Origin of the sequence: Streptomyces zaomyceticus (genome assembly GCF_014656215.1) — a bacterium.
GTDB lineage: Bacteria > Actinomycetota > Actinomycetes > Streptomycetales > Streptomycetaceae > Streptomyces > Streptomyces zaomyceticus.
This window is the reverse complement of the sequence record NZ_BNBZ01000012.1, coordinates 149175-173347: the sequence shown is the minus strand read 5'-3', so window position 1 is coordinate 173347 and position 24173 is coordinate 149175. Positions and strand designations below refer to the sequence as shown.

Below are 24173 nucleotides of genomic sequence, written 5' to 3'. Positions count from 1 at the left end.
CATGCCGAACGGACCGCTGAACGGGTCGCCGGTCGCGACCGCCACCGAGCAGATCTTCGGCGATCTGCGGGAGGTCGCCGCCCGGGTGCGCGGCCGGCTCGAGGCGGAGATCGCCGAGTCCACGTTCGAGCTCCCCGCCGATGTGGCACCGGCGGCGGAGATCTCCCGCTTCGCCCGTGAGGAGCGGGCCCGCGTCCTGGAGGCCGGGGTCAGCGGTCTGGAGAAGCTGGCCGCGCACCGCGAGGACGAGATCGCCGGGGACGAGTACTTCGGTGTCGAGGCGATCGTCCTGATGGAGGGCCGTCCTGCGATCCTCGTCCAGCGCCAGGACTTCGCCCCGCAGCACGACGAGTGGGCGGTCCTGGACGGCCAACGGCCCGCGATCCGTGAGTCCCTGACCCGGGTCGGCCGGGTCGAGGTCACCGGGCACCCCAGCCTGGACTGGATCGGCACCGCCTTCCTCGTCGGCCCGCGCGCGGTGATGACCAACCGTCATGTGGCGGTGGAATTCAGCCGATCGGGGGACGGCGACGGCCGCTGGACCTTCGCTTACGGCATGTCGGCGCGGATCGACCCGGCGGAGGAACTCCCGGTCGAGGGCGCACCGCCGGGGGCCTCCACCCCGTACGAGGTCACGGAGGTCATCGGCATCCACCCGGATGTCGACCTGGCCGTCCTGCGGGTCGAGCCGTCGACGGACGGCGGACTGCCGACCCCGCTCGCGGTGGCTGCGGACGCCCCGGCGAGTGTGCCGGGCCGTCCGGTGTACGTGGTCGGCTACCCGGCCTGGGACGGCCGGCGCAACGAACCGGAGTCGATGCGCCGGATCTTCATGGACGTCTACAACGTGAAGCGGCTCCAGCCGGGCGTGGCGACCGAGTTCACCCCGGGCGGCCTGGTGATGAAGCACGACTGCTCGACCCTCGGGGGCAACAGCGGCTCCCCGGTCCTCGACCTCACCGACCACCGCGTCCTCGGCCTCCACTTCGGCGGCCGGTACGGCACGGGGAACTTCGCCGTGCCGCTCTGGGAGCTGGTGGACGACCCCCTGCTGGCCGCCGCGGAGGTCAACTGGGTGTAGGCACCGCGGCGTCGGCGCCGAGCGCGACGGCGAACACGCCCCGCGCCGTGGTTCCGTCGGCGAGCTGCCACTCGGCCGTGACCCGGCCGTCGGCACCCGGAGCCGGGTCCGCGCCCGCGCCGAGGACGCGCTGCACCCGCAGGGTCAGCGGGACGGACGCACCGGGGGCCAGGACCGTCACGTCGGTGTGGCCGGGGCCCTCCGTGACGCCTACGAGCTCCGCGTCGTCGGCGCCCTCCGCCACCACGCGGCCGACGGCCACGGTGAGGTCGGGTGCGTCGCTCAGGGACTGGGCCTGCGCCTGGGTCCGACCGGTGAACAGGGCGTACAACTGGGCGGCGAACACCGGGTCGTGGGTGCCGTCGTAGATCCAGCGGGTGCCGAGGACACCGTGCTCGCAGGTACCGATGAGGGCTTCCTCCGCGCCCTCCAGGGGGCCCGCGCGGTAGGTCATGGGGACGAGATAGGCGGCCGCCCCGTCGCCCTCGCCGTCGGTCACCGCCATGAGCTCGATGCCCACCTCGCCCGCCGGGTCGTCGAGCCGGAAGCCACCGGCCTTCGCGGGCCGCGCCTCCCCGCCGGAGTGCCACGCCCGGGTGGGCAGCCACTCCGCGAGCAGTTCCAGCTTGGTGGGCTGCAGTGTGGTGCGGTGGATGACGGCCATCGTGCGGGTCTCCCTCTCCTGCGTGGTGCCGGACATCCGCAACGTAACAGACCCCGGAGGGGCCGCCGTGCGCGCCCGACCGGCCCGGCCTAGCCTGGATGTGGACGGGTGTCCCCGGCCGGCGGGAAGCCCGCCGTGAGGTACGCACGCACATTCCGCAGGCACGTCCGCGCGGGTGGACGCCGCATTCGACCTGCGGCACGCACCGATCGTGCCGCCGCACAACGGGAGCAGGAATGACCGGTGGACCCGAGCCCATCAGCGCCGTCGCCCGCGAAGCACTGGAGAGGGAACTCGCCGATCTGCGCACCGAACGCGAGGCCGTCGCCGTCACCCTGCGGGACGGGGGCGGCGACCAGACGGGCGACCGGGCCGACCAGGCCGACGAGCTCCAGCGTGCCACGGAACTCGACCGCCTGGACCGCCGCATCGACGAGATCGACGGGCGGCTGCGCGAGGCGGACTCCGCGGGGGCTCCCCCTGCGGACACGGTCGGCGTGGGCAGCTCGGTGACCGTGCGGTTCGAGGACGGCGCGGAGACCACCGTCCAGATCGGCGAGGTCGCGGCGGTGCTCGACGCGACCATGGTGACGGCCGACAGCCCGCTCGGCAGCGCCCTGCTCGGCCACCGCGCGGGAGACACCGTCTCCTACGCGGCACCCGGCGGGAGGACCACCGCGGTCGTGCTGTCCCTCGGCGACCGGCCTGCCTGAGCGCTTCGTACGTGGGCCCGGTGGCACGGCCGTCCCCGCTGCCACGAGGGCCGGGCCGCCCTCGGCGCGTGACGGGCTCGGCCGGTGACCTCGGCCCGTGGCCTCAACCCGTGACGATCCCCGTGACGAGGTTGATGGTGGTGGCCAGGATGCTGACGCCGAAGACGTACGACAGCAGGCAGTGCCGGAGGGCGATCGAGCGGACGGTCGTGCTGGAGACATCGGTGTCGGAGACCTGGTAGGTCATGCCGAGGTTGTAGCTGAAGTAGAGGAAGTCGCTGTAGCGGGGCGGTTCCTGGGAGTTGAAGTCGATCCCGCCGCCGGGTCCGAGGTAGTAGACGTACGCGTAGCGCGTGGCGTACATGAGGTGCAGGGCCGCCCAGGCCATGAACACACCGGCGAGGGCCGTCGCGGCGGCGGCGTGACTCAGGTCCGACTTGGCGGCCAGGAGCAGCACGACGATGCCGACGAGCCCGCCCACCGCCGTGGCGACGACGGCCAGCTCCTCGACGACGGGCCGGAACTCCTCGCGACGCACATTGCGATGGGTGGTGGTGGCGTCCATCGGCCACAGGGTGATCCACCCGGCGACGACGAAGAGTGTCTCCCCCACGGCGATCGCGGCGAGGACGCCCAGGGGCACGTGGGTGAAGGCGGCGACCACGGCACCGGCCGCCGCCCCGACGACCGCCGAGAGGGCGAGCCGGGGGACGGCGGCGAGCGGCAGCGGACTCTTCATGGTGGCCTCGGGGGTTCCTGTCGTTCCGGATCTCAGGCTTCCAGTACGACGACGGCCTCGTCCGTGTACGTCCGGAACGTCAGCGTCTCCTGGAAGTACAGCTGGACGGTGTGGGCGTCGTGCCCCGTGTAGCCGATCGCCAGGTCCTGGCCGAGGAGCAGTTCGAAGTCGCCGCCGCGGGTGGAGAGCACGAAGCCGCCGCTGAGGGCCGGCGCCCAGATCGGGGAGCCGTCCAGCATGCGGCCGAGGTGGGCCGCGATCGGATAGCCGTGGTCGGAGGTCTCGCTGACCGCCCGGTACTCCTCTGCGCCGAGCAGCAGCGCGTACGGTCCGTCGACACCGGCGAGGCGAAGCTCGGTGAGGGCCCGGCTGACCGCGTCGGGGTAGTCGCGCGGCTCGGCGGGCAGCCGTACCACCGGGTTCGAGGACCTGGCGCGCAGTCCGTCGATGCCGGCCGCCTCGTACCCGTCGAAGATCACCCGGTCCTCCACGAACGCCATGTCGCGTGCCGCGTCCTTGACGGGCTGCCAGTCGGAGTCCTTCGCGCCGCGCTCGACGTCGTCGACGGCGGACCGGTCGACGGTGAACGGCACCCTCAGTTCGACGAGGGGTCGGACCTCGCGCAGGCGCGCGACGACGCCGGGGGCGGGCGCGGCCATACCGGTCAGGTGCCCCGTGCCGACGGCGGCGAGTTCCGGGCCGCCCGGGTCGGGGACGTCGACGACGCGTCGGCCCGCGACGTTGCGCCGGAAGGTGCGGCGGGCCTCCTCCTCGATCTCGGCCCAGGCGGCGGGGGTGATGGGGGCGAGTTCGCGGTGGAGGTTGTTCGTGTCGGGGCCGCGATGCGGCTCGTTCGGGGCGTCGGAGGTCGTCATGGCGGCTCAGGATCCTTTCAGGCCGCCGATGCCCAGGGAGTCTCCCTGGCGGGCGGCGGTCGGCGGCACGGCGGGCAGGTCGTCGAGAAGGTCGGCGCTCGGCACGAAGAAGAGGCCTCCGGTCACGGCCCGGGAGAAGTCGAGGATGCGGTCCGTGACGCCCGGGGGGTCCCCGAGGAACATGTTGCGCAGCATCCGTTCGGTCACGGCGGGTGTCCGCGCGTACCCGATGAAGTACGTGCCGAACTCTCCGGCGCCGATCTGCCCGAACGGCATGTTCGCGCGGAAGATCTGCTGCTGGACACCGTCCTCGTCGACGACGGTGTTCAGCGCGACGTGCGAGTCCGCCGGCTTGACGCCGTCGGGCATCTCCACGTTGGACGCCTTGCCGCGCCCGATGACGTGTTCCTGCTGCTCGACGGTGAGGCCGTCCCAGGCCGCCATGTCGTGGAGGTACTTCTGCACCATGACGTAGCTGCCGCCCCGGAAGTCGGGGTCCTCGTCGCCGATGTGGACCGCGTCGAGCGCCACCTGGCCGCCGGGGTTCTCGCTGCCGTCGACGAACCCGAGGAGGTCGCGCTCGTCGAAGAAGGAGAAGCCGTGCACCTCGTCGACGACGGTCACCGAGGCGCCCAGGCCCTCCACGACCTGCCGGGCCAGCTCGAAGCAGAGGTCCATGCGCGTGGCGCGCAGATGGAAGAGCAGGTCACCGGGGGTGGCCGGGGCGCGGTGGCGGGGCCCCCGCAGGGCGGGGAAGGGATGGAGTTCGCGGGGGCGGGGGCCGCCGAAGAGCCGGTCCCAGCCCTCGGAACCGATCCCGGCGACACAGGTGAGGCCGGATTCGGGGGAGCGGAAGGACACCGAACGGGTCAGACCCGTCACGTCCTGGAGTGCCTCCCGCACCTCGGCCTCACCACCGGGATTGACCGTGGCCACCAGGGACACGGCCGCCCGCGAGGGTGGGGCGACGACGGGCTGGACGACGACCATGGGACTCCCACGTACAGACCGAAATCGGCAGAAAAGGACAGCGTCAGCGTAGGCGTGCATGATCTGGTACGCAGCCCGGCACGCGCCCCCACCGAGACCGAACAGCGGCACAGGGCGCACGCCCCCGCCCCAGACCGAACGGCACGGGTCACGCGCCCCCGCCCAGGCCGAACGGCACGGGTCACGCGCTCCCGCCCAGACCGAACGGCACGGGTCACGCGCTCCCGCCCAGGTCGAATGGCACGGGTGATGAGGCGGGCATAGCCTGCCCGAAGGGGTCCTTTTCGTCCCGCAGCGTCCCATGTTTTCGCATGGGGAGAGGGTGAACGCCTTGAGCACCGACCAGGAAGCCCCCAGCCCCCAGGACGCGCCGGAACCCCTGGAACCCAGGGTGGGCCCCACCCCCGAGGGTGACCCCGAGTTCCACCCCTACCACCACCCCGCCGCCGGCTGGGGCGCCGCCAAGAGCGTGACCAACTTCCTCGTCCGCGAGCGGGCGCTGGTGGACGGCCCGCGCGCGATCATGCGGATGAACCACGAGAACACCGGCTTCGACTGTCCCGGATGCGCGTGGCCCGACGACACCAAGGGCCTGCACCTGGACATCTGCGAGAACGGGATCAAGCACGTCACCTGGGAGATGACCCGGAAGCGGGTCGACCGTGAGTTCTTCGCCGCGCACTCGGTGTCGGAGCTCGCCGAGTGGAGCGACTACGACCTCGAGAACGAGGGCCGGCTGACCGAGCCGATGGTCTACGACCCCGAGTCCGACCATTACGTGCCGATCACCTGGAAGGACGCGTTCGAGGTGGTCGGCCGTGCCCTGCGCGGCCTCGACAACCCGAACCGGGCGTCGTTCTACACCTCGGGGCGGCTCGGCAACGAAGCCACCTTCCTCTACCAGTTGATGGCCCGTGAGCTCGGCACCAACAACCTGCCCGACTGCTCCAACATGTGCCACGAGGCCAGCGGGCGGGCCCTTCAGGCCTCCCTGGGCACGGGCAAGGGAACCGTCGACCTCAAGGACTGGGAGACCGCCGACGCGCTGTTCATCCTCGGGGTGAACGCCGCCTCCAACGCGCCCCGGATGCTCACCGCGCTCGCCGAGGCACACCACCGCGGCGCCCGGATCGTGCACGTCAACCCGCTCGTCGAGGCGGCCGCCACCCGCACCATCGTCCCGCACGACTTCACGGACATGGCCCTCCTCAAGACGACGAGGACCAGCACCCTGAACCTCCAGCCGCGCATCGGCGGCGACATGGCGCTGCTGCGGGGCATGGCCAAGGCGATCCTGGAGCGGTCCGCGACCGACCCCAAGGCCCTCGACCAGGAGTTCATCGACCGCCACACCTCCGGCTTCGACGAGTACCGCGCGCGGTGCGAGGCCACGCCGTGGGAGGAGATCGAGAGCCAGTCCGGGCTGAGCCGGGCCGAAGTCCTCGAGGCCGCGCAGGTGTACGGCGAGGCCGACCGCTCCATCGTCAGCTGGTGTCTGGGGCTCACCCAGCACGAGCACGGTGTCGACACCGTCCGCGAGATCGTCAACCTGCTGCTGCTCCGCGGCAACCTGGGACGCGAGGGGGCCGGTCCCTCCCCCGTCCGCGGACACAGCAACGTCCAGGGCAACCGCACCTGCGGGATCGACCACCGCCCCAGCGACGCGTTCCTCGACCGCCTCGCCGAGGCCTGCGAGATCGAGCCGCCGCGCGAGCACGGCCTGGACACCGTCCGCACCATCGAGGCCATGGGGCGCGGCGAGATCAAGGTGTTCGTCGGCATGGGCGGCAACTTCGCCCTCGCCGCACCCGACACCCCGCTCACCTACGCGGCGCTGCGCAGCTGCGACCTCACCGTCCAGGTGAGCACCAAGCTGAACCGCAGTCATGTCGTCCACGGCGCGCAGGCCCTGATCCTGCCGTGCCTCGGCCGGACCGAGAAGGACCATCAGCGCAAGGGCGTCCAGAGCACCTCCGTCGAGGACTCGATGAGCATGGTCCATCTGTCCGTCGGCATGAAGCGTCCGGCCTCGTCGCACCTGCTGTCCGAGCCGGCGATCGTCGCCGGCATGGCGCGGGCCGCGCTGCCCGACAGCGCCACACCGTGGGAGTGGTACATCGAGGACTACGACCGCATCCGGGACACCATGGCCAAGGCCCTCGACGGCTTCGAGGACTTCAACCGGCGGGTCCGGCTGCCCCTCGGCTTCCGCATCAAGCAGCCGGCTCGCGAACTGGTCTTCCTCACCCCGTCCGGGCGCGCCGAGTTCTCCAGCCCTCCGCTGCCCGACGTCGTGCCCGAGCCCGGCACCCTGGCCCTGGGCACCATGCGGTCCCACGACCAGTGGAACACCACCATCTACTCCGACAACGACCGCTACCGCGGCATCAAGAACCTCCGCACGCTCGTCTTCATGAACCGGGCCGACATGCGCGAACGAGGAATCGACGACATGGGTCCCGTGGACATCACGAGCACCGCGAAGGACGGCAGCGAGCGGCATCTGCACGGCTATCTCGCGATCCCGTACGACATCCCCCGGGGCTGCGCGGCCGGCTACATGCCCGAGATGAACGTGCTGTGCGCGCTCGTCGACTACAGCACCCAGAGCGACCAGCCGATCATGAAGCACGTCAAGGTGAGGATCGTCCCGGCCGCCTGACCCCGCGCGCCGCGCAGGGGGCGCTCACCCCTGGTGGGCGAGCCGTTCCAGGAGAAGATACGCACGCCGTTCCGCGGCGGCGAGTTCGGTGGGGTCGATCTCGGCCGGCCACAACTCGCCCGCCGCGGCGTCGTCGGCCTCGCGCAGTTCCACGACGGCCGCCGCCAACCGCGTCTGCACGACCGGGAACGACCCCACCGCCCCCTCCTGCAAGGCCCGCTCGGCACCGCCCGACGCCGCCGCGCACGCGGCGAGCGCGCGCTGCGCCCGGACCGCCGCCCGGTCGTGGACCACCACGAGCGCGCAGACCAGCGCGATGCCGACACCGAGCAGACTGCTGAGCGCGCGGTCCTGGACGAGGTCCCCGGCCGGCGAGGGAGCGGCCAGGTCGGTGAGGAGCAGCGCCAGCGGGGTGAGGAAGACGACGCCGAGACCGTAGTTGCGGGCGACGACGTACTCCAGCAGGAACTCCAGGAGCACGATCACCAGGACGAGGACGACGGGCTCGGGGCTCGCGGCCAGCACGCCGAGGGCGAGCGTCAGACCCGCCGTCGTGCCGAGGGTCCGCTGCACGGCCCGCTGCGCCGCCGTCCGCACATTGATCGAGTGCAGTACCGCCGCCGCGGAGATCGCCGCCCAATAGCCGTGGCCGAGACCGAGCAGCAGGGCCGCGCCTCCCGCCAGCCCGGTGCCGAGAACCATCCGCAGAGCCGGTACGAGCAGGACCGCCGCACGCGCGGGGACGCCCTGGCCCCGCCCCGTCACCAGTTCCGTGGCCCGCAGTTCGGTGGCCCGCAGAGTGGTGGGGTCGTCCGGAACGGTCCCCGGGGCGGCGGCGGCCCGCGCGATCAGGGACGGGACCGCGAGTTCGGGAAGCATCCGCGGCAGGTGCCGCCGACGGCTCACGAGCAGCCGGACCTGACGGCGCAGGTTCCGTGCCAGACCGGTGGGGTCGTGCGGCGTCCGGCGCGCCGAACCGGCGAGCAGCGCCCATGCGAGGTCGGTGAGGCGGAGGCACGTGTCGCCCCGGCCGCCTCGTCGGGCCGCGGTCGGCGGCAGCGCCCCGAGCGTCCGGTACGCCTGGAGGACGGCGGCCGTCGCCCGGTGCCGTACGAGCCCACGGCCGTTCCCCGAGGCCGCCGCCTCCCACAGGTCCGCCAGCTCGCGCAGCGCCGCCGCCACGGCGAGCCGCTGCGGACGGTCCGGATGCACGAACCATCCGAGCACGGCGAGGACCCAGGCCACGGCGGCGCCCGTCGCGGCCAGGGCCGTCCGGAGCGGGATGTCGGCGGGGTCGGTCGAGCCGTTGGCGGCCACGGCGAACGAGAAGAGCAGCAGCACCGCGCCGAGACCGCTCAGCCGGGCCGCGTCGCAGGCGAACTTCGCCCCTCCCGCCACCAGCGCCGTCGCCACGACCGTCACAGCGGCCCCCGCTCCCCCGTCCCTCGGCTGCGCCCAGGCGCCGAGCGCCGCACCGCAGCCCACGCACGCCGTCATCGCCACGGCGACGACGGCGAGCACCCGGGCCCGGCGCGCGTAGGGCAGGTTGCGGCCGAAGGTGGTGGTGAAGGAACCGAGCATCGTGTAGACGGCGAGATCCGCCCGCCCCGCCAGGGCGAGCGGCAGCGCGGGCAGCGCCATGGCGAGCGCGGCGCGCAGAGCGAAGGACAGGGCACCGTCGACGCTCTGCAGGGCCAGCGCGCCCCGGGGGGAGAGCGCCCGCCCCGCCCGGACCGCCGCCCGCCGCCGACGACCGGGCGCACCGACGCAGGCCGGCCCTCCGCCTCCCGTCGGCATGACGCCTCTCTCCGGCACCCCGCCTCCCTCCGGGGCGACCCGGCCCTTCGACTCCCCCGGGCCGTCCGCTCCGTCCACTCCATCCGGGCCGCCCTGCTCCCCCCGGTCGCTCAGCACGCGCCGACCCACTCCTCTTCGCCGTCGACGAAGATCTGCTGCTTCCAGATCGGCACCTCGTGCTTCAGGTCCTCGACCAGGCGCGCACAGGCGGCGAACGCCTCCGCGCGGTGCGGGCAGGAGACGGCCGCCACGACGGCGACCTCGCCCACGGTCAGCGGGCCGGTCCGGTGCACGGCGGCCAGCGCGCGGACGGGGAAGTCGGCGGCGACCTTCTCGGCCACCCGGCGCAGTTCGGCCTCGGCGCCGGGGTGGGCGCTGTAAGCCAGGGAGGTCACCGCCCGGCCGCCGTCGCGGTCACGCACGGTGCCGACGAAGAGGGCGGTGCCACCCGCGGCATCGTCGCCGACCGCCGTGTACACCTCGTCGAGGGAGAGCGGCGTGTCCCGTACGGCGAGGAGCCGGATCGGGTCATCGGCGGAAGCGGGGACGCCGGGCGGGGTCACGGGCGGGGGCAGGTGCGTCATGGTCCAGGTTCCTGAGGGGGAGCGGGCGGCGGTACGGGGGCGGGCTCAGCCGCCCGCGAACGGGGGCAGCACGTCGGCCGTGCCCCCTTCGGCCGGCGGTACGGCGGTGTGGTCCCGGGCGCCGACCGGGTGACCGTCCACCAGGAACGAGCCGTGCCCCAGGAGCCGGGCGAGGCGCGGCCGGTCGGCGCGGCGGGAACGGGCCCGCGCCAGGGCCTCCGCGAGGGTGGTCGCGCGGTACGGCTCCTCCGCCGTACCGGCCTCGGCCTTCGCCGCCCCAGTGGCGGATGGTTCCAACGGGTGTCGTCGTCGACGGCTTCACGGCCGTGCCTCCTCGATGGGTTCGGGTGGGTGGTTCCCCCCGGGGGGCGACGGTCACCGCCCGGGAACGTCGAGCACCTCGGCCGTCGCTCCGGCGGGCAGCCCGCCCGGCGGCACGACGGCAAGGCCGTCGGCGAGGGCGAGGCCGCGCAGCATCGCCGGTCCGTCGAAGGGCAGCGGCGCCACGTCCCGCCCCAGGCGGCGCACCGGCACCAGCCGGGTGTCCCGCGGGTGCCCCGGCAGTGCGGCGGCGCAGGCCGCGCGGAGCGGCTCGGGGTCCGCGTGACCGCCGAGCCGACGCAGCAGCGGTACGGCGAGGGTCAGCGCCCCGGCGACGGCGGCCAGCGGGTTGCCGGGCAGGCCCACCACATGGCGGGGCCGGCCGTCGGGACCCGGCGGCAGCGCGGCGAGCAGCATGGGGTGGCCGGGCCGTACGGCGACGGAGTCGACGAGGAGCCGGGCGTCCGCCGCGCGGAGGGCGTCGTGCAGGAAGTCGACGGGTCCGGCGGCCGTGCTGCCGGTGGTGACGACGACATCGGCGGTGGAGTCGCGTACGGCCTCGTACAGCGGCGCGAGCGCGTCCGTCACCAGGCGGCGGCCGGTGACGTCCGCGCCCCCGGCGTCCAGCCAGGGAGGCAGGAGCGGGCCGAGCGCGTCGCGCACGCGCCCGTCCCCGGGCACGCCCGACTCCAGCAACTCGTCGCCCAGCACGAGGAGTTCGACAACCGGGCGGCGGTGCACGGCGAGGGCGTCGTATCCGGCCGCCGCCGCGAGGCCGAGGACGGCCGGGGTCACGGTCGTGCCGGCGGGGAGCAGGAGCTCGCCCGCCCGGCACTCCTGGCCCCGGGGCCGGACGTCGCGGCCCGGCGCCAGGGGTCCGGGGCCGGTGGAGCGGTCGTGCAGCATCCCGCCGCGCGCGTCGGCCTCCCCGTACTCCCGGCGCAGGACCGCGGTGGCCCCCGAGGGCAGCCGGGCGCCGGTGGCGACCGGGACGGCGGTGCCGAACCGCAGGGGCTCGGGGCGCGCGCCGGCGAGGACACCTCCGCCCCGCAGCCTCCAGGGCCCCGGACCCGCGACGACCCAGCCGTCCATCGCGGAGGTGTCGAACGGCGGCAGGGCGGTGAGCGCCGCCAACGGCGCGGCGAGTGCGTGCCCGAGTGCCTCGCCGAGGTCACGGGTGACGACGGGCAGGGGCGGTACGTCGCGGGCCACGGTCCGGGCCCGGTCCCAGGCCGTGGCGTGGGGGCGCCCCGCCGAAGGGCCTCCCGGGCGGCCCGCCGAAGGCGCCTCCGCGCCGCCGGCCGGGGCAGCCACCGGGCTCTCCGGCGCCACCTTCTCCGGTACCGCGTTCCACGGCACCGGGGTCTCCGGTACCGGGGTCTCCGCCCGTTCCGAGCGTCCGGAGAATCCGGTGTCGCTCATCGGTACCGCCGTCATGGACTTCCTCGCTTCCGTCACTTACGCCGCTTCCCTCTGCTTCCTGTCACTTCCGTACCGCCGCGCTTCCTGTCACTTCCGTACCGCCGCCGTGTCAGCCGCCGATCGCCGACATCGGACGCTCCGGCCGCCGGAACTCCGGGCTGTCGATGGCATGGCCCGGACCCTTCCCGCCGATCGAGCTCCGCCAGGCCGCCTCCAGGGCCGCGTCGTCGGCGCCACCGCGCAGCAGGGCCCGCAGATCGGACTCCTCGGTGGCGAAGAGGCAGTTGCGCAGCTGTCCGTCGGCGGTGAGCCGCACCCGGTCGCAGCTGCCGCAGAAGGGGCGGGTGACGCTGGCGATGACGCCCACCACCGTGTCCGTTCCGGCGATCCGCCACTCCTCGGCGGGCGCGTTGTCCCGCCGTCCGGCCGGGAGCAGCTCGAAGCGTTCGCCGAGGCGGTCCAGGATCTCCTCGGCGGTGACCATCCGGTCCCGGTCCCAGGCGCCGTGCGCGTCCAGCGGCATCGACTCGATGAATCTCGCCCGGTAGCCGTGCTCGACGGCGAAGGCGGCCAGGTCGGCGATCTCGTCGTCGTTGACCCCTCGCACCGGGACGGTGTTGATCTTGACCGGTGAGAGACCGGCGGTGCGGGCGGCGCGCAGGCCGTCCAGGACGTCGTCGAGCCGGTCGCGCCGGGTGATCGCGGTGAACCGCTCGGGGCGCAGGGTGTCGAGGCTGATGTTGACCCGGCGCAGCCCGGCCTCCCGCAGGGCGGCGGCGCTGCGCGCCAGGCCGATGCCGTTGGTGGTGAGGGACAGTTCGGGAGCGTCGGGCAGGGCGTGCAGCCGGGCGACGAGTCCGGGCAGGCCCCGGCGCAGCAACGGTTCGCCGCCGGTCAGCCGCACCTCCGTGATGCCGAGGCGCCCGGCGGCGACACGGACGAGCCGGACGACCTCGTCGTCGGTGAGCAGTTCCGGCCGGGGCAGCCAGTCGAGGCCCTCGGCGGGCATGCAGTAGGTGCAGCGGAGGTTGCAGCGGTCGGTGAGCGACACCCGGAGGTCGGTGTGGACCCGTCCGAAGCGGTCCGTCAGCGGGGACGGGACGGTCCTGTCGAGGAGCGGTCGGGACACGGGGCTGCCTTCTTCCTCTGCCCGGGGGCAGTCGCGCATTTCTCACCCGCCGACCACTTTCGGGGGAGGGCGGGATGAAGTCAAAGAGGGTTTCGCTATGACGTCATCGGTGGCGCCAATCCGAGCCGACAGATCCGCTCTGACCTGGGAATTCGTAGCAATAGGCCACACCTTTCAGGTCATCGAATTCCCCTCTTTGACTTCACTCCGCGAATAAGCGGATATTCGGCTCACGATCCCCGGAACGCAGGGCCCCGAACAAAGGGAAAGAGGCGCATCGGTCATGAGCAGCCGCATCGAGGACGACCCGGGCGACGACCTGAAGGTCACCCCGCCCAAGACCTGGGCGACGGGTCTGCCCGCGGTGACGCACGCGCTGGAGTACTCACTGAGCCAGACCTCGCCCCGCCGCACCGCGCTGACGCTGCTGAACATCAACCAGCCCCGGGGCATCGACTGCCCCGGCTGCGCCTGGCCGGAGCCCGCGCCGGGCAAGCGGCACAGGAACGAGTACTGCGAGAACGGCGCGAAGCACATCAACGACGAGGCCACGTCGCGGCGCGTCACCCGGGAGTTCTTCCGCGCGCACTCGGTCGCCGAACTCGACGGGAAGTCCGACTACTGGCTGAACCAGCAGGGCCGGCTGACGGAGCCCATGGTGAAGCGGCCCGGCGGGACCCACTACGAGCCGATCGGCTGGGACGAGGCGCTCGGCCTGCTCGCCGAGGAACTGCGGGGGCTGGACTCCCCCGACGAGGCCCTCTTCTACGTCTCCGGCCGGCTGAACAACGAGGCCGCGTTCCTCCTCCAGCTCTTCGCCCGCGCGTACGGCACGAACAACCTTCCCGACTGCTCCAACATGTGTCACGAGTCGAGCGGTTTCGCGATGTCCCAGACCCTGGGCATCGGCAAGGGCAGCGTCTCCCTCGACGACATCCACGAGGCCGACCTGATCTTCGTGGTGGGCCAGAACCCGGGCACCAACCACCCCCGGATGCTCTCCGCCCTCGAGGAGACCAAGCGCAACGGCGGCCAGGTCGTGGCGGTCAACACGCTGCCCGAGGCCGGCCTGATGCGCTTCAAGCACCCGCAGAAGGCCCGCGGTCTCCTCGGCCGCGGCACCCCGATCGCCGACCAGTTCCTGCACATCCGCGCCGGGGGCGACCTGGCCCTGTTCCAGGCCCTGAACCGGCTGCTCCTGGAGGCCGAGGAGGCGGAACCGGGAACCGTACTCGACCACGAGTTCATCCGGACGCACACCACCGGCTTCGAGGACTTCGCCGCGCACGCGCGGAAGATCGACTGGGCGGACGTCCTGGCGGCGACCGGGCTCTCCCGCGAGGAGATCCAGGAGGTCTTCGAGCGGGTGCTGAGGAGCGGGAGGATCATCGTGTGCTGGGCGATGGGGCTCACCCAGCACAAGCACGGGGTGCCGACCATCCGCGAGGTCGTCAACTTCCTCCTCGCCCGTGGCAACATCGGCCGGCCCGGCGCCGGCGTCTGCCCGGTGCGCGGCCACAGCAATGTGCAGGGCGACCGCACGATGGGGGTGTGGGAGCAGATGCCGCAGGAGTTCCTCGACGCCCTGGGGGCCGAGTTCGGCTTCACCCCGCCCGCGCACCACGGCCTGGACGCCGTGAACGGCATCCGGGCCATGGACGAGGGCCGCGCCAGGGTCTTCCTGGGTGTCGCGGGCAATTTCGTCCGGGCCACCCCCGACAGCGAGGTCACCGAGGCCGCGATGCGGACGTGCCGGCTCACCGCGCACATCTCGACCAAACTCAACCGCTCCCACACCGTCTGCGGCGACACCGCGCTGATCCTGCCCACGCTGGGCCGCAGCGACCGGGACGTTCAGGCGACCGGCGAGCAGTTCGTCACCGTCGAGGACTCCATGAGCGATGTCCACGCCTCCCGGGGAAAGCTTCCGCCCGCCTCCCCGTATCTGCTCAGTGAGGTCGCGATCGTCGCCCGGCTCGCCCGCCGGACCCTCGGTGACGAGCCCGCGGTGCCGTGGGAACTCTTCGAGGCCGACTACGGCGCCATCCGTGACCGGATCTCGCGCGTCGTGCCCGGCTTCGAGGACTTCAACACCCGGGTGGCCGAGCCCGGCGGCTTCAACCTGCCCAACCCGGTGAACCGGGGAGTCTTCCCGACCCCGAGCGGCAGGGCCGTCTTCACCCGCAACGACTTCACCATGCCGCACGTCCCCGAGGGACACCTGCTGCTGCAGACCCTCCGCTCGCACGACCAGTGGAACACCGTCTGGTACGCGCCGAACGACCGCTACCGCGGTATCCACGACGCCCGCCGGGTCGTCCTCGTGAACCCTGCCGACCTGGAGGCCCTGGGCCTCGCCGACCGTGACACCGTGGACCTGGTGAGCGTCTGGCACGACGGCCGGGAGCGCCGCGCGAAGGACTTCCGGGTCGTGGCGTACCCCGCCAGCCTCGGCTCGGCGGCGGCGTACTACCCGGAGACCAACGTCCTGGTGCCCCTGGACAGCGTCGCCGACGTCAGCAACTGCCCGACCTCGAAGGGAGTCGTGGTCCGCCTCGAACGCACGTCATGAAACAGTCGTACGAGGCCGCCCGTAAGGCACGACCACCATCACACCGTCGGAGCGGCGCTCCGAGGAGAGGAGCGAACCATGGGACGAGTGACCGTACGGCGGCGCGTGCTGCGCGTGCGGGAGGGTGACTCCTCCTACCGCCCGGACACCCTCGCCGCCGAGGAGCCCATGGAGATCCGGGTCGGCGGGCGCCCGCTGACGGTGACCATGCGCACCCCGGGAGACGACTTCGACCTCGCGGTCGGCTTCCTGGTGAGCGAGGGCGTGGTGCACTCCGCCGAGGACGTGGCCGGCATCCGCTACTGCGCGGGCGCCACCGCCGACGGCAGCAACACGTACAACGTGGTCGACGTCGGCCTCGCCCCCGGAGTCGCCGCCCCCGACGCGTCCCTGGAGCGGAACTTCTACACGACCTCCTCGTGCGGTCTGTGCGGGAAGGCGAGCCTGGACGCGGTGCGCACCACGGCCGCCTGGTCGGTGGCCGAGGACCCGCTGCGGATCGGGACGGACGTCCTGACGGCGCTTCCGGACCGGCTGCGGGCGGCCCAGCGGGTGTTCGACAGCACCGGTGGTCTGCACGCGGCGGGGCTCTTCTCCGCCGAGGGCGAGCTGCTGTGTCTGCGGGAGGACGTGGGCCGGCACAACGCCGTCGACAAGGTCGTCGGGCACGCCCTGCGGTCGGGGCTGCTTCCGCTGCGCGAGTCGGTCCTGATGGTGAGCGGCCGGGCCTCGTTCGAGCTGGTGCAGAAGGCGGTGATGGCGGGAATCCCGCTGCTCGCGGCCGTCTCCGCGCCGTCCTCGCTGGCGGTGGACCTCGCCGCGGAGAGCGGCCTGACCCTGGTCGGCTTCCTGCGCGGCGCCTCGATGAACGTGTACACGGGCGACGAGCGACTGCGCCCGCTGCCCGTGGCCTGAGCGGCGCCGGCGGGAGGCCGCGCTCCGTAGGTGCACGTGGTGGGGGCAGGTGGTCCGGGCACGTCGTGGGGGCGTGTGGTCGGGGCGGATCGTGGGGCTCGCGACCGTGTGCACCGTGGGGCGATTGGCGTTCGGCCGGACCGTCGGGTAGACCCGGAGGGTGCTGTTCCGTCAACTCGAATACCTTGTGGCGCTCTCCCGCGAGCGTCACTTCGCCCGCGCCGCCCAGGCCTGCCACGTCTCCCAGCCCGCGCTCTCGGAGGCCATCCGCAAGCTGGAGGACGAGCTCGACGTCCCGCTGGTGCTGCGCGGCCGCACGTACGAGGGCCTCACGCCCGAGGGCGAGCGCATCGTGGTGTGGGCGCAGCGGATCCTGGCCGACCGCGACGCGCTCAAGAGCGAGGTCGGGCATCTGCGCACCGGTCTCAGCGGGAGGTTGCGGATCGGTTCGGTCCCGACCGCGTCCGGCGCCGTCGCCCTGCTGACCGCCCCGTTCTGTCTGGCTCATCCGCTGGTCACGGTCGAGGTGACGGCGGACCTCCAGTCGGAGGACGTGCTCCGGCAGCTGCGGGCCTTCGAGATCGACGCGGGAATCACCTACCTCCACGAGGACCTCGGGGAGCGGTTCCGGACGATTCCGCTGTACGAGGAGCGGTACGTGCTCCTCACCGGCGCCGCCGACGCCCCCGCCCACCGGACGACGGCGACCTGGGCGGAGGCCGCACGGCTGCCGCTCTGTCTGCTGACCGGGGCGATGCAGGGGCGCAGGGTGCTCGACGAACTCTTCGCGGAGGCCGGCGTCCGGCCGTCGCCCCGGGTCGAGACGGATTCCGTGGCGGCGCTCTTCGCCCATGTCAGGACGGGCCGGTGGGCCGGCGTCGTGCCGCACGCCTGGCTGCACGTCTTCGGGGTGCCGCACGGCATGCGGGCGGTGCCGCTGGTCGAGCCCGCCAGGACGGTGCCGGTCGGACTGGTGACGGTCGCGCGGGAGCCGGGTTCGGTGCTGGCCCGCGCTCTCCGTGAGATCGCGGACCGCACCGATGTCACCGCCGCGCTGGAGCGGCTGCCCGAGGACTGAACCGTCGGACCTGCCCGTTCCGGAGCGGGGACGGAAACCGGGGACCTGCGACCGGGGAACGGCCACCGCGGAGCAGCGACCGGCGACCGGGCTAGTCGGCCTGCCGTTCCTGGTCCGGGGAGAGGCCTGCCTCCTCGCGGTCCTCCTCCAGGCGCGCCTCCAGCTCCTCCTCGTCCGGGCGGCGGGGCATTCCGCGGCTGTGGCCGGTGTCGGGGTCGCCCTCGACCTCTTCGTTCGACTTGTGGTGGTGATGGGCCATCGGTCACTCCTTGCCGTCGGGGGTGCCGGTCGCCGAGGAGACCCCGGAGGTCTTCCCGGCCCCGTCGCCCTTGCGGATCGTGCAGTGCAGGGAGTCGTCGATCACGTCGGCGACGATCGTGTCCCCGGGGTCGGCCTCTCCGCCGAGCAGCAGCGAGGCGATGCGGTTGTCGAGCTCCGTCTGGATCGTGCGCCGCAGCGGACGGGCCCCGAACTCCGGCTGGTAGCCGTGGGCCACGAGGAGCTTCTTCGCCGCTTCGGTGACCTCGAGGCGCAGGCCCTGCGCGTGCACACGGTGCTCGGACCGGTCCAGGAGGTGCTCGACGATCTCCGACAGGTCCTTCTCGGTGAGGCTGTGGAAGACGATGATGTCGTCGATACGGTTGAGGAACTCGGGCAGGAACCGGCCGCGCAGATCCTCCATCAGCTCCGACTTGAGCTCGGCCGCGTCGCCCTCGTGGGCGAGGATCCGGTGGGCGCCGATGTTGGACGTCATGATGACGACACAGTGCCGGAAGTCGACCGTCCGGCCCTGACCGTCGGTGAGGCGCCCGTCGTCGAGGATCTGGAGCAGGGTGTTGAAGACGTCGGGGTGTGCCTTCTCGACCTCGTCGAAGAGGACCACGCTGTACGGGTTGCGGCGGACCTTCTCGGTGAGCTGGCCGGCCTCCTCGTACCCCACGTAACCGGGAGGCGCTCCGACGAGCCGGGCGACCGTGTGCTTCTCCTGGAACTCGCTCATGTCGAACCGGACCATGCGGTCCTCGTCGCCGAAGAGCAGGTCGGCGAGGGTCTTGGCGAGTTCGGTCTTGCCGACACCCGTGGGTCCCAGGAAGAGGAACGAGCCGACGGGGCGGTTCGGGTCGCCCATCCCGGCGCGGCTGCGGCGTACGGCCTCGGAGACGGCGGTGACCGCCTCGTCCTGGCCGACGATCCTGGCGTGCATCTCCTCCTCCAGCTTGAGGAGCCGCTCCTTCTCGCTGGCGGTGAGCTGGGAGACCGGGATGCCGGTGCGGCGCGAGACGATGTCGGCGATGTCGGCGGCGGTGACCGAGACGATGCCCTCCCGGCGCTCCTCGACGCCCGCGAGCTCGCCCTCGACCTCGGCGATCTGCCGCTTCAGGCCCGAGGCCTTCTCGAACTGCTCGGCGGCGACGGCCTGGTCCTTCTCGCGGCGCAGCTTGGCGAGGCGGTCCTCTCGCCCGACGACCTCGGTGGAGCGGGCGGCGCTGCGCAGCCGTACGCGCGCGCCCGCCTGGTCCATCAGGTCGATGGCCTTGTCGGGCAGGAAGCGGTCGCCGATGTACCGGTCGGAGAGCTCGGCCGCCGCCGCGAGGGCCCCGTCGGCGAAGCGGACCTGGTGGTGGGCCTCGTAGGCGTCCCGCAGTCCCTCGAGGATCTGCACGGTCTCCTCGACCGTGGGCTCCGGGACGAGGACCGGCTGGAAGCGGCGCTCCAGGGCGGCGTCCTTCTCGATGTACCTGCGGTACTCGTCGATCGTCGTCGCTCCGACGACATGGAGCTCGCCCCGGGCGAGGGCGGGCTTCAGCATGTTGCCCGCGTCCATCGAGCCCTCACCGGTCGCGCCCGCGCCGACGACCGTGTGGAGCTCGTCGATGAAGAGGATGATCTCGCCGGCGGCGTTCTGGACGTCCTCGATGACCTTCTTGAGGCGCTCCTCGAACTGCCCCCGGTACTGCGCGCCGGCCACCATGCCGGACAGGTCGAGGGAGACGACCCGCTTGTCCTTGAGGGTGTCGGGCACCTCCCCCGCGACGATGCGCTGAGCGAGGCCCTCGACGATGGCGGTCTTGCCGACGCCGGGCTCGCCGATGAGCACGGGGTTGTTCTTGGAGCGGCGCGAGAGGATCTCGATGGTCTGCTCGATCTCCTCGGCCCGGCCGACCACCGGGTCGAGCCTGCCCGCCTTCGCCTCGTCCGTCAGGTCCCTGCCGAACTCGTCCAGGGTCGTGGCCGGCTGCTTGGGCTGCTTCCCGGCGGCCGGGGACCCGCCGTCGGAGCCCGCCGCCCGGTCCGTCAGGCCCTGCAGCTTCTTCACGTCGGTTCCGTCGGCGCCCAGGAGCCGGGTGGCTCCCGAGTCGGCGTCGGCGAGGAGCGCGGCGAGGATGTGCTCGGGGCCGATGTACGACACGCCCGCCTCCTGCGAGCGGCCGTAGGCGGCGGCCAGGGTACGCTTCGCCGCCGGGGTGAGCCCGGGTTCCGACGAGGGCTCGCCGGACTCCCGCGGCAGCACCTCGTCGAGCTGGGCCGCGAGCGCCTCGGGATCCACCCCGACCCGGGAGAGCAGTCTGCGCGAGGGGTCGACCCGGGTCGCCGCCCACAGGAGGTGCTCCGTGTCGAGGTCGGACGTGCCGTCCTCGACGGCTTTGCGAGTGGCCAGGCTGAGGAGTTCGTGCGAGGACTCGGTCAGGAGGCGCCCGATCGGTACGCGCTGCACGGCCGGGGGCGACGACGCCGGCGACATTCCGAAGAACCGGTTCAGCATGTCGCTGAAGGGATCGGGCGAACCGAAGGACGAACCGAACGCCATCGACATGTCAGCTCCAGGGACGCATGGGGGGGGTCGTTCTCACTCAAACGTGACGTACGGTGCGCCGCAACCGGAGTGGAGGTCCTCGGACCGCGCCCGGGAATCCATCGGCGGACACGTCCACCGCGAGGTCGGGGCCGGTCCGATCGTGGCCCGCGGGCCGACACGCCCTACCTCCCCGTACGGCCCGCAATCCCCGCCACGACGGCGCGCGCGTCGACGATGACACCATGACGTCCGCGATCCCCCCGAAGACCCCCGGCCCGCAGGTCCGCGCCCGGGCCCTCGTCCGGAATCCCAAGCTGTGGCTCGTACCGACCGTCCTGAGCGCGATCGTCGCCCTGGGCCTCTCGCTCCTCTACATGGGCAGCATTCTCGATCCGAACGACAACCTCCACAGGCTGCCCGTCGCCCTGGTCGACGAGGACCGGGGCGCACCGCTCCCCGGGCAGCGGGAGAACCTGGGGAAGCAGATCACCGATGCGATCGTCGCCGCCGGCTCCTCGAAGAACGATGTCGACTGGCAGCGGCTCGACAGCGCGGAGGCCCAGGACGCACTGGCGTCCGGCAAGATCTTCGGCGCCCTCGTCGTCCCGCCCGACTTCACCGCCTCCGTCGCGGCCCTGACCACGAACCGGGCGACGGTACGGCCGACGCTCACCGTGCTCACCAATCCCGGCGTGGGCAGTCTGGGGTCGTCGCTGACGGCCCAGATCAACCAGAGCGCGGCCCATCAGGCCTCGCTGACCATCGGCAAACAGCTCTCGGCCTCCACGGAGGTCCCGACGACCCGTCTGCTCCTGACCGACCCGGTGGCCGTCACCACCCGTGTCGGCCATCCGATCGGCCGGCACAGCGGCCTGGGCCTGACCGCCTTCTACTACACCCTGCTGCTCGTCCTCGGCGGCTTCATCGGCGGCAACCTCGTCAACGCCGGAGTCGACACCGCGCTCGGCTATGCCGACAGCGAGATCGGCCCCTGGCACTCGCGCCACCCGGCGGTACCCATCAGCCGCACCCAGACGCTGGTCCTGAAGATGCTCATGACGGCGGGCATCTCGCTGCTCACCACCACCCTGGTCATGGTGGCGACGATCGCCGTACTGGGGATGGACGCCTCGCACCTGCCGATGCTGTGGCTCTTCTCCTACTGCGCGACGGTCGCCGTGGGTCTGGGCGTCCAGGCCATCAACGCCGCGTTCGGCGGGATCGGCCAGCTCGTGTCCATGTTCGTGTTCATCGCGCTCGCCCTCCCCTCCTCGGGTGCGACCGTGCCGCTGGAGGCCACCCCCGGCTTCTACCGGTTCCTGGGCGTCTTCGAGCCGATGCACCAGCTCAGCGCGGGGGTGCGGTCCATCCTGTACTTCGACGCCCGCGCGGACGCGGGCCTGGCCCGCGGCTGGATCATGATCGCCGTCGGCATGGCCCTCGCCCTGGCGTTCGGCTTCGCCATGACCCGGTACTACGACCGCAGGGGCCTGCGCCGCTTCGCCCCCCAGCCCACCTGAGGTACGCGGCGCCCGGCCCTCCCGGCTACCGCCAGTCGTCCCAGGGCGGGGGCTCCTCCGTCCCGTCCATGTCGTAGGGCGGCTCCTCGTCGAAGAACGGGACGTCGGGCCCGGACGCGGAAGAGACGGGAGACGCGGAAGGCGAGGAGGCCGCGGGGGCCCCCGCCGGGACGGCACGGGAGACGGCGGTGGCTCGGGCGGCGGCCGGCGGCGCGGCGACAGCGGCGGCGGGCGCGGCGACCGGATCGTCTCCGGCACCCGCGCCGGCATCGGCACCGGCCGCTGCCGGGGCCCCGGCAGCGGCGCCGCTCTCGGCCAGGGCTTCGAGGACACCCTCGGCGTACTTGGTGAGCTTGGCCTCGCCGACGCCGCCGATGGTGCCGAGCTCCTCGACCGTCGAGGGGAGTCGCGTCGCGATCTCCCTCAGCGTGGCGTCGTGGAAGACCACGTACGCCGGCACGCCCTGCTCACGGGCCGTCGCGGCCCGCCAGGCCCGGAGGGCCTCGAAGACGGGTACGGCGGCCTGCGGCAGGTCGACCGGGACACGGGCGCCCTTTCCGGAGCGTCCGCCGGACTCCTTGCGGGAGGGGGCGGCCGGCGCCTTCTCCTTCCGCATCGTGACGGTGCGGCGCCCACCGAGCACCTCACCGCTCTCCCCGGTGAGGACGAGCGTGCCGTAGTCGCCCTCCACGGCGAGGAGCCCGAGACCGAGGAGCTGACGCACGACACCGCGCCACTCCGCGGTGCCCAGGTCCGATCCGACGCCGAAGACCGAGAGCCCGTCGTGGTCGAACTGGATGACCTTGGCCGTCTTCTTGCCCTGCAGGATGTCGATGATCTGGCCGGCGCCGAACTTCTGGCGGCGCTCCTTGGCCAGCCGCCACACGGTGGACAGCAGCTTCTGCGCCGCGACCGTGCCGTCCCAGGACTCGGCGGGCGTCAGACAGGTGTCGCAGTTGCCGCACGGCTTGCCCGCCTGGCCGAAGTACGCGAGGAGGCGGACGCGGCGGCAGTCGACGGTCTCGCAGAGCGCGAGCATGGCGTCGAGGTGCATGGCGAGGGCGCGCCGGTGCTGCTCGTCGCCCTCGGAGCCCTCGATCATCTTCCGCTGCTGGACCACGTCCTGGAGGCCGTACGCCAGCCAGGCCGTGGCCGGTTCTCCGTCACGTCCGGCGCGGCCGGTCTCCTGGTAGTAGCCCTCGACCGACTTCGGCAGGTCGAGGTGGGCCACGAAGCGCACGTCCGGCTTGTCGATGCCCATGCCGAAGGCGATCGTCGCCACCACGACGACCCCGTCCTCCCGCAGGAAGCGGGACTGGTTCGCGGCGCGCGTACGGGCGTCCATGCCGGCGTGGTACGGGACGGCGTCGATGCCGTTCTCCACGAGGAGGGCCGCGGTCTTCTCCACCGACGCGCGGGAGAGGCAGTAGACGACTCCGGCGTCCCCGTCGTGCTCGGTGCGGATGAGTTCGAGCAGCTGTTTGTGCGGGCTGCTCTTCGGGACGATGCGGTACTGGATGTTCGGCCGGTCGAAGCCCGCGACGAAGTGCTTGGCGTCCTCCAGGCCGAGCCGTGCGGCGATCTCCCGGTGGGTCGACTCGGTGGCGGTGGCGGTCAGCGCGATCCGCGGCACCTTGGGCCAGCGCTCGTGGAGCATGGAGAGCGCGAGGTAGTCGGGCCGGAAGTCGTGGCCCCACTGGGCGACGCAGTGCGCCTCGTCGATCGCGAAGAGCGACACCGTGCCCCGGTCGAGGAGCCGCTGGGTGCCCTCGGTCCGCAGCCGCTCGGGGGCCAGGTAGAGCAGGTCGAGCTCGTCGGCGAGGAAGGCCTGCTCGACGGCCTGGCGCTCGTACGGATCCTGGGTCGAGTTGAGGAATCCGGCCCGCACCCCGAGGGCCCTGAGCGCGTCCACCTGGTCCTGCATCAGGGCGATCAGCGGGGAGATCACGACGCCGGTGCCGTCTCTGACGAGGGCCGGGATCTGGTAGCAGAGCGACTTCCCGCCGCCGGTCGGCATCAGCACGAGGGCGTCGCCGCCCTCGACGACCTGCTCGATGATCTCCTGCTGCTCGCCTCGGAAGGAGCTGTAGCCGAAGACGCGGTGGAGCACCTGCGCTGCCTCGGAGATCACGGCGGAACCGTCGGAAAGGACCATTCACCCACCCTATCGGCCCCCACGGACACGCCGACCGGACGCGGGGAAACCTGTGGACAAGCTCCCGGCGGCTCGGGCCGGGACGAGGCGACCGGGCTCGGTGACAGGGCCGGAGGCAACGCGCGGGGCGAACCCCGCGTCCTTCTTCGCAGGGAGGCA

18 protein-coding genes and 1 pseudogene are annotated in these 24173 nt (G+C 72.6%); 7 read left to right on the top strand and 12 right to left on the bottom strand.

What is annotated here, in order from left to right; genetic code table 11:
- The first annotated feature begins 1 nt into the window (after position 1).
- Positions 2-1081, top strand: a complete 1080-nt coding sequence (locus IE311_RS18060; protein WP_189832724.1) for a trypsin-like serine peptidase — start codon at positions 2-4, stop codon at positions 1079-1081.
- On the opposite strand, the gene IE311_RS18055 is transcribed toward IE311_RS18060, so the two are convergent.
- Positions 1068-1745 (bottom strand): maltokinase N-terminal cap-like domain-containing protein, encoded by a 678-nt coding sequence (locus IE311_RS18055; RefSeq protein ID WP_189832760.1) that lies wholly within the window; start codon positions 1743-1745, stop codon positions 1068-1070. The genes IE311_RS18060 and IE311_RS18055 overlap by 14 nt on opposite strands.
- Before the next feature lie 236 nt (positions 1746-1981).
- On the opposite strand from IE311_RS18055, the gene IE311_RS18050 reads away from it, so the two are divergent.
- Positions 1982-2458 (top strand): GreA/GreB family elongation factor, encoded by a 477-nt coding sequence (locus tag IE311_RS18050; protein ID WP_189832723.1) that lies wholly within the window; start codon positions 1982-1984, stop codon positions 2456-2458.
- Between the two features lie 103 nt (positions 2459-2561).
- On the opposite strand, the gene IE311_RS18045 is transcribed toward IE311_RS18050, so the two are convergent.
- The 3 genes from IE311_RS18045 to IE311_RS18035 are packed head-to-tail and all read right to left on the bottom strand — an operon-like array spanning position 2562 to position 5062.
- Positions 2562-3197, bottom strand: a complete 636-nt coding sequence (locus tag IE311_RS18045; protein WP_189832722.1) for a DUF1345 domain-containing protein — start codon at positions 3195-3197, stop codon at positions 2562-2564.
- A gap of 32 nt (positions 3198-3229) precedes the next feature.
- Entirely contained in the window at positions 3230-4072 is an 843-nt protein-coding gene (locus IE311_RS18040) for a family 1 encapsulin nanocompartment shell protein (RefSeq protein WP_189832721.1), read from the bottom strand.
- A 6-nt stretch (positions 4073-4078) separates the two neighbouring features.
- Entirely contained in the window at positions 4079-5062 is a 984-nt protein-coding gene (locus IE311_RS18035) for a Dyp-type peroxidase (RefSeq protein ID WP_189832720.1), read from the bottom strand.
- Positions 5063-5393: 331 nt separating this feature from the next.
- On the opposite strand from IE311_RS18035, the gene IE311_RS18030 reads away from it, so the two are divergent.
- A complete protein-coding gene (locus IE311_RS18030) occupies positions 5394-7724 on the top strand; it encodes an FdhF/YdeP family oxidoreductase (RefSeq protein WP_189832719.1) in 2331 nt (776 codons plus the stop codon).
- Between the two features lie 24 nt (positions 7725-7748).
- On the opposite strand, the gene IE311_RS18025 is transcribed toward IE311_RS18030, so the two are convergent.
- From IE311_RS18025 to moaA, 5 genes and pseudogenes are all read right to left on the bottom strand, one after another.
- Positions 7749-9521 carry an FUSC family protein gene (locus IE311_RS18025; RefSeq protein ID WP_189832759.1) on the bottom strand — a complete coding sequence of 591 codons (1773 nt, stop codon included), beginning with the start codon at positions 9519-9521 and terminating at the stop codon, positions 7749-7751.
- A gap of 110 nt (positions 9522-9631) precedes the next feature.
- Entirely contained in the window at positions 9632-10105 is a 474-nt protein-coding gene (locus IE311_RS18020) for a molybdenum cofactor biosynthesis protein MoaE (RefSeq protein ID WP_189832718.1), read from the bottom strand.
- Between the two features lie 45 nt (positions 10106-10150).
- Positions 10151-10427, bottom strand: a pseudogene (locus IE311_RS18015) (MoaD/ThiS family protein).
- Positions 10428-10480: 53 nt separating this feature from the next.
- The gene (locus IE311_RS18010; protein WP_229901990.1) at positions 10481-11863 is read right to left on the bottom strand and encodes a molybdopterin molybdotransferase MoeA; all 1383 of its coding nucleotides are present in this window, start codon (positions 11861-11863) and stop codon (positions 10481-10483) included.
- A gap of 94 nt (positions 11864-11957) precedes the next feature.
- The gene (gene moaA, locus IE311_RS18005; RefSeq protein ID WP_189832717.1) at positions 11958-12977 is read right to left on the bottom strand and encodes a GTP 3',8-cyclase MoaA; all 1020 of its coding nucleotides are present in this window, start codon (positions 12975-12977) and stop codon (positions 11958-11960) included.
- 283 nt (positions 12978-13260) lie between these two features.
- On the opposite strand from moaA, the gene IE311_RS18000 reads away from it, so the two are divergent.
- The 3 genes from IE311_RS18000 to IE311_RS17990 all read left to right on the top strand — a co-directional run bounded on the left by IE311_RS18000 (position 13261) and on the right by IE311_RS17990 (position 17542).
- Positions 13261-15549: an FdhF/YdeP family oxidoreductase gene (locus tag IE311_RS18000; RefSeq protein ID WP_189832716.1), complete on the top strand. Its 2289-nt coding sequence runs from the start codon at positions 13261-13263 to the stop codon at positions 15547-15549.
- 78 nt (positions 15550-15627) lie between these two features.
- The gene (gene fdhD / locus IE311_RS17995) at positions 15628-16464 is read left to right on the top strand and encodes a formate dehydrogenase accessory sulfurtransferase FdhD (protein WP_189832715.1); all 837 of its coding nucleotides are present in this window, start codon (positions 15628-15630) and stop codon (positions 16462-16464) included.
- Between the two features lie 160 nt (positions 16465-16624).
- Complete coding sequence (locus IE311_RS17990) at positions 16625-17542, top strand: LysR family transcriptional regulator (RefSeq protein ID WP_189832714.1); 918 nt, start codon at positions 16625-16627, stop codon at positions 17540-17542.
- A 91-nt stretch (positions 17543-17633) separates the two neighbouring features.
- On the opposite strand, the gene IE311_RS17985 is transcribed toward IE311_RS17990, so the two are convergent.
- On the bottom strand, positions 17634-17801 hold the full coding sequence (locus IE311_RS17985; protein ID WP_189832713.1) for a hypothetical protein: 168 nt from the start codon (positions 17799-17801) through the stop codon (positions 17634-17636).
- Between the two features lie 3 nt (positions 17802-17804).
- Positions 17805-20357 carry an ATP-dependent Clp protease ATP-binding subunit gene (locus IE311_RS17980; protein ID WP_189832712.1) on the bottom strand — a complete coding sequence of 851 codons (2553 nt, stop codon included), beginning with the start codon at positions 20355-20357 and terminating at the stop codon, positions 17805-17807.
- Positions 20358-20581: 224 nt separating this feature from the next.
- Between IE311_RS17980 and IE311_RS17975 the strand changes: the two genes are divergently transcribed.
- Positions 20582-21859, top strand: coding sequence for a YhgE/Pip domain-containing protein (locus tag IE311_RS17975; protein ID WP_189832711.1), 1278 nt, complete (start codon positions 20582-20584; stop codon positions 21857-21859).
- A 25-nt stretch (positions 21860-21884) separates the two neighbouring features.
- Here IE311_RS17975 and recQ read toward each other — a convergent pair whose 3' ends face one another.
- Positions 21885-24014 carry a DNA helicase RecQ gene (recQ, locus tag IE311_RS17970; RefSeq protein WP_189832710.1) on the bottom strand — a complete coding sequence of 710 codons (2130 nt, stop codon included), beginning with the start codon at positions 24012-24014 and terminating at the stop codon, positions 21885-21887.
- Positions 24015-24173 lie beyond the last annotated feature (159 nt).

Bases quoted from the DNA above. Each gene is read 5' to 3' on its own strand.
- IE311_RS18060 (WP_189832724.1), top strand. From the start codon at position 2: ATGCCGAACGGACCGCTGAACGGGTCGCCGGTCGCGACCGCCACCGAG.
- IE311_RS18055 (WP_189832760.1), bottom strand. From the start codon at position 1,745: ATGGCCGTCATCCACCGCACCACACTGCAGCCCACCAAGCTGGAACTG.
- IE311_RS18050 (WP_189832723.1), top strand. From the start codon at position 1,982: ATGACCGGTGGACCCGAGCCCATCAGCGCCGTCGCCCGCGAAGCACTG.
- IE311_RS18045 (WP_189832722.1), bottom strand. From the start codon at position 3,197: ATGAAGAGTCCGCTGCCGCTCGCCGCCGTCCCCCGGCTCGCCCTCTCG.
- IE311_RS18040 (WP_189832721.1), bottom strand. From the start codon at position 4,072: ATGACGACCTCCGACGCCCCGAACGAGCCGCATCGCGGCCCCGACACG.
- IE311_RS18035 (WP_189832720.1), bottom strand. From the start codon at position 5,062: ATGGTCGTCGTCCAGCCCGTCGTCGCCCCACCCTCGCGGGCGGCCGTG.
- IE311_RS18025 (WP_189832759.1), bottom strand. From the start codon at position 9,521: ATGCCGACGGGAGGCGGAGGGCCGGCCTGCGTCGGTGCGCCCGGTCGT.
- IE311_RS18020 (WP_189832718.1), bottom strand. From the start codon at position 10,105: ATGACGCACCTGCCCCCGCCCGTGACCCCGCCCGGCGTCCCCGCTTCC.
- IE311_RS18010 (WP_229901990.1), bottom strand. From the start codon at position 11,863: ATGACGGCGGTACCGATGAGCGACACCGGATTCTCCGGACGCTCGGAA.
- IE311_RS18000 (WP_189832716.1), top strand. From the start codon at position 13,261: ATGAGCAGCCGCATCGAGGACGACCCGGGCGACGACCTGAAGGTCACC.
- fdhD (WP_189832715.1), top strand. From the start codon at position 15,628: ATGGGACGAGTGACCGTACGGCGGCGCGTGCTGCGCGTGCGGGAGGGT.
- IE311_RS17985 (WP_189832713.1), bottom strand. From the start codon at position 17,801: ATGGCCCATCACCACCACAAGTCGAACGAAGAGGTCGAGGGCGACCCC.
- IE311_RS17980 (WP_189832712.1), bottom strand. From the start codon at position 20,357: ATGTCGATGGCGTTCGGTTCGTCCTTCGGTTCGCCCGATCCCTTCAGC.
- IE311_RS17975 (WP_189832711.1), top strand. From the start codon at position 20,582: ATGACGTCCGCGATCCCCCCGAAGACCCCCGGCCCGCAGGTCCGCGCC.
- recQ (WP_189832710.1), bottom strand. From the start codon at position 24,014: ATGGTCCTTTCCGACGGTTCCGCCGTGATCTCCGAGGCAGCGCAGGTG.